Here is a 5,500-nt window from a genome sequence, read left to right on the forward strand (position 1 = left end):
TCACCGCCACTATCCTCGGCGATGAAGAGGACCTCGACGCCAATCGCGAACTCATCCATATCCTCGAGCAGAAAGCAGGCCGCGTCATCTTTAACGGATTTCCCACCGGCGTCGAAGTCACACACGCCATGGTTCACGGGGGCCCTTATCCCTCCACATCCGACCCCCGTTTCACCTCCGTCGGCAGCCTTGCGATCTATCGCTTCGCCCGCCCCGTCTGCTTCCAGAACTTCCCACAGGCGATGCTCCCACCGGAACTGCAGGACGGAAATCCGCTTGGGATTAGCCGACTCCGCGACGGCAAGCGATGCGATTGACCTCAACGGGCAAGAGGGGCGTATCTTTGCTTATTTGGTTCGTCTACTAACGCGTGGGGTTGTGAGGAATTGGAGCGCGGCGTGCGGTGGATCCTGCTTTCGTTGTTCTTCCTGCCCATGATGGCGTGCCCATCCTGGGCAGCAAAGCGACTGACAATTGCGCAACTCGAGCAAATGCTGGGCACGGAGAGAGCCGCGCGCAAGTCGGATATTGAGATCGCGCGAAAGATCAGTGAAATTGAACTCTCGGAGCGGCTTACCGACTTAGCGCTCGCACAATTGAACAAGCAATTCGCAAGCGGCTCTCAACCAGCAATGGCGTTACTTTTGCTGGCAGACAGGTCAGCCTTTCTCGACCCGCCTGCGAACGAATTGCCATCCACACCCACACCTGACGCGGCAACGCAGCAACAGTTGCTGGAGGCTGCGAAAAGGTATGCAGTCCAGTCATTACCGAATCTGCCCAACCTGCTCGCTACGCGAACCACTTTCAACTTCGACGACAGTCCACAGGAAGTGACGAAGGGAGGATATCTCCAGCGAATTGGGCTGCACTTGGTTGGCACATCAAAGACAGAGGTTTCCGTTCGAAACGAGAAAGAGAATCTATCGACACGCGCCAAGACCGCAACCTCGCCTGCGCAAGGCGGACTCATGACCTGGGGCGAATTCGGTTCCACACTCCTGGTCGTCCTGAGCGATTCCAGTCAAGGAAAGACGTCGTGGAGCCACTGGGAACAGACCTCTTCGGGTTTGATGGCAGTATTTCACTATCAGGTCCCCAAGGCAGCATCGCACTACGAGATTGATACTCCCGTTGAAAGAATTCAGCATAATGGGGGCTCCAACCGGTGGGCTTACGCCGGCGGTATGGCTGCGATGACTACGACCGCAATGGTTCGCAACAAACCTGGCTATCAAGGATCTTTGTGGATCGATCCAGCTACGGGGACAATCCTTCGCGTGACGCTAGTGGCCGATTTGAAGGGGAATTCGACCATTGAACGCGGTGCGATTCTCGTGGAGTATGGTCCGGTCACGATCGCAGGCAAATCGTTGATATGCCCGGTGCGAAGTCTGGCACTCTCGTCAGCGCCCGCCACCGTCGACACAAACTTTGAGGGCGTTGCGACCGAGTGGTTGAATGAGAACCTGTTCACCAACTATCACATGTTCGCTTCAACGTCGCGGATTCTCAATGAGCAGGCGGCTGCATCAGCATTATCGCCGACACAGGATACGACAAGCGCGCTGAATGACCAGGTTTCGCCTGTTGACGGACACAGATCACCTCCCGAATCTGCTCCTGCCGTGCCAGTGTCGCAGAAGGCAGCAATCCCCTCAGTCGATCTGCCGTCGAGTGCTCCCGCAGCGCCGGTGGAGAAGGCGGAGACGTCTGAACCGGCAACGCAAACGAACGCAACTGGCTTGGTGCCCGAAGCGCCGCCTGCAGCATCTCCACTGCCTGCCGCGCCATCCACGGCCACGAGCACCGCCAGTCAACCACCTCCACCTTCGAATACACCTGTATCTCCCACTTCGGAGGCCGAAACCCAGTTCAGTGCTCCTGCGATCGAGCTAAACGTTAGCCGCGTCCTGGTGCCCGTCGTGGTTCGAGACAAACAAGGCCACATTGTCGGCAATTTGAAGAAAGAAGATTTCCGGGTGTTCGACGAAGGCAAGCCGCGGCCAGTTTCTGCGTTCAACGTAGAGAGACGTGGCCCCGTCGGAAGCCAGGCTGCGATTGGCGCTGAGTCCGATCAGCAGTCGCCAACACAAGGCAATGCGGCAGCACAACCGTCCGTGCTGCCGGAACGCATTACCGTGCTTCTGTTCGACGATCTGCATTTGACCTTCGAAGATATGACATACGTGAAGAAGGCTGCTTCGAATGCCCTGGACGCGACGTTAAGGGGCTCGGATGTTGCCGCCGTGGTTTCTATTTCCGGAAAAATCAACAGCGGCCTGACGCGCGACCGTGCCAGGCTGCAGGATGCGATCATGAGCATCCAGCCTCAGGGAATCTACCGAACTGACACTGCCGACTGTCCAAAAGTTGACTACTACCAGGCGGATCTCATCGAAAACAAGCGCGATGCCGCGGCCCTCAAAGACGTCGTAAACCAAATCATGTACGTTTGCGACCCTAAAACACCTGAAGACATGGCCGAGAGGCTCGCTGATTCGGCCGCCATGCACTCCTTGAGCGTCGGCAGACAGGACGTTCTGATTACTTACGCGACGCTCAAAGAAGTTCTGCGGAGAATGGCAACGCTGCCGGGACAGCGCTCACTTCTCCTGATTTCCGATGGCTTCCTTCCGATCGAGCAGGAGGCGCGATACGCGGAGTCGCAGGTAATGGATCTTGCGGTGCAGTCTAACGTGTCAATCAACGCGATTGATGCGCGGGGGTTGTACATCGGTTCGATCACCGCCAGCGACGACACGCGAAAAAGGAGTCCGGGACAGATTGAGGAGTACCGTCGAAGCTCCATGAGGATGGCCGAGCAATCAATGGGAGAACTCGCCGATGGCACCGGTGGCATTTTCTTTCACAACAACAATGACCTTCGTGCAGGATTCAAGGCCATCACGGAGGCGCCAGAAGTCGTCTACATGCTCGAGCTTCCTCTCGATGGCGTAAAGGCCAATGGAAGTTATCATCGGCTCGAAGTAAAAGTAGATCGAGAGGGGTTGGAGGTCCAGGCGCGGCGCGGATACTTCATTCCTAAGCCGGAGAAGCCTAAGAAGGCTGGCCCCTCATAGCACCTTCGCCAGCCACTCCCCCGTATGCGAATGCAAACTCCCTGCCACGTCCTCCGGCGTTCCCTCCGCCACGATGTGCCCGCCGCCTTCGCCGCCCTCCGGACCTAGATCAATCACCCAATCCGCGCTCTTAATCACGTCGAGATTGTGCTCGATCACAATGAGCGAACCGCCGCCATCAATCAGCTTGCGAAACGCCGTGAGCAGCTTCGACACATCGTCAAAATGCAATCCTGTCGTCGGCTCATCGAGGATATAAAGTACGCGGCTCGCCTGCGATGGCTTTGCATTCGCGTTGGCCGCACGCACCTGCGCGAGGTGTGCCGCCAGCTTTACGCGCTGCGCCTCGCCACCCGAGAGTGTCGTGGCTGATTGCCCCAGTCGCAGATAGCCAAGACCAATTTCGTCGAGCACCGCGAGTTTTTCGAGAAGGCGCGTTTGCCCTGCGAAGAACCGCAGCGCTTCTTTCACGGTCATCTGCAGCACTTCGTGGATGTTCTTGCCCTTGTACTGCACTTCGAGAATCTTCGCCTGGTAGCGGGTCCCGTTGCAGTCCTCGCATGGCAGTTCCACATCCGCCAGGAACTGCATCTCTACCGTGACTGTTCCATCGCCTTCGCACGTGTTGCAGCGGCCACCGGGCACGTTGAAAGAAAAATGTCCCGGGGTCAGTGAAAGCTTTTTTGCATCCGGCTGGGAGGCAAACAACTCGCGCACCAGGTCAAATCCCTTGATGTATGTAATCGGATTCGAGCGAGGCGTCCGTCCGATCGGCGTCTGATCCACCAGCACCACATCGTTCAATCGTTCAACACCGGTCAAGGAACGAAAGACTGCGGAAGGATCACCGCCCTCTGTTTGCCCCAGTGCCTGCGCCACCGCACGATACAGGACTTGATGAACGAGCGTCGACTTCCCTGATCCCGAGACGCCCGTGATGGCCACCAGCATCCCCAGCGGAATCTCCACGTTCAGTCCGTGCAGATTGTTTGCCTCCGCGCCTTTCAGCACCAGTTTTTCGCGCCCCGGAACACGCCGCCGCGTCGGAACCGGAATCGAAATCTTCCCGGAGAGGTACTTCCCTGTCAGCGAATTTGGATTCGCCTCAATCTCCGCGAGCACGCCCTCGGCCAGCAGGTTACCGCCAAACTCACCCGCGCCCGGACCAAGGTCGAGCAGATGATCAGCCGAGCGCAGCACGTCCGCATCATGCTCAACCACAATGATGGTGTTGCCTAGGTCGCGCAGCTTTTTGAGGATGCGAATCAGCCGCGCCGTGTCCCGCGTGTGCAGCCCGATGGAAGGCTCATCCAACACGTAGAGCGTTCCGACCAGTTGCGAACCGAGCGAAGTTGCAAGCTGAATCCGTTGCGCTTCGCCGCCTGACAGCGTTGAAGCGAGCCGGTCCAGCGTCAGGTACTCCAACCCCACCGCATCCAGAAAGCTCAACCGCTGCTGTACTTCTTCCAGAATCGGACCTGCTATCTCCTCCTGCATCGGTGTCAGCTTCAGAGAAGCAAAGAAATCCTTCGCCTTGGCAATCGTCAGCGCAGCGGCCTGGCAGATGTTCAACCCGTTGATCCGCACTGCGCGAGCCTCGGCGCGCAGCCGCTGCCCGCGACACTCCGGACACTCGGCGTACCCGCGATACTTGCTGAGCATCACGCGCACGTGCAGCTTGTACTTCTTGCGCTCCATCTGCGCGAAAAATCCGTGAACGCCCTCAAACTTTCCGTTTCCGCGCAGAACAATCTCCCGCGCCCCTTCGCGCATCTCCCGCCACGGCACATCCATAGGAACGCCAAGCGCGCTTGCCTGCTTCTTCAACTCCGTAAACCACGAGCGGTACTTCGGGCGATTCCATGGGTCGATTGCGCCATCGTTCAGGCTCAACCCCTTGTCCGGAATCACCAGGTTTAGATCGTAGTCCACCGTGTTCCCGAATCCCTGGCAGCGAGGACACGCACCGAACGGATTGTTGAAGCTGAACAGCCGCGGCTCCGGTTCCTTGCCCGGACGATGACAGCTCTTGCACTCGTATTCGCCGGAAAACCTGTGCCGCTTGCGCTCTGCGCCTTCATCGCGAGGTTTCGGGGTCCCCGCGGACAGGTCTTCGTCCGTGGGGCGTTGAACTTCCTCGAAGATCACCTCGCTAGCCTCGCGATACGCGATCTCCGCCGCATCGACGATGCGCGCCCGATTGTCCTGGCTGACCACAATCCTGTCCAGAAGAACAAACAGCGGAGCTGTGAAATCCACTTCGAGCAGCGACTCCGGTGTGGAGAACTCAAAAACTTGCCCGTTCTGATAGAGCCGGTTGAATCCCGAGCCACGCAATTCCATCAGCCGAGCTTTCAGGCCTTCGCTCATCGGCTCCAGCACGGCCGTTGCGGCGGCAGCACTTCCGGCGGTTTTCT

Annotated in this window: 2 protein-coding genes and 1 pseudogene; 2 read left to right on the plus strand and 1 reads right to left on the minus strand. The window is 58.1% G+C overall.

Annotation, left to right across the window (positions count from 1 at the left end):
• Nucleotides 1-317, plus strand: a pseudogene (locus WA354_RS08230) (aldehyde dehydrogenase (NADP(+))); the annotation flags it as partial.
• 81 nt (nt 318-398) lie between these two features.
• Nucleotides 399-3,083: a VWA domain-containing protein gene (locus tag WA354_RS08235; RefSeq protein ID WP_472812522.1), complete on the plus strand. Its 2,685-nt coding sequence runs from the start codon at nt 399-401 to the stop codon at nt 3,081-3,083.
• Here the strand turns inward: WA354_RS08235 and uvrA are convergent.
• A partial coding sequence (gene uvrA / locus WA354_RS08240) for an excinuclease ABC subunit UvrA (RefSeq protein WP_472812523.1) occupies nt 3,078-5,500 on the minus strand: 2,423 nt, incomplete at its 5' end. The two genes, WA354_RS08235 and uvrA, sit on opposite strands and share 6 nt — an antisense overlap.

The sequence above is a fragment of the Occallatibacter sp. genome (assembly GCF_049802275.1).
GTDB lineage: Bacteria > Acidobacteriota > Terriglobia > Terriglobales > Acidobacteriaceae > Telmatobacter.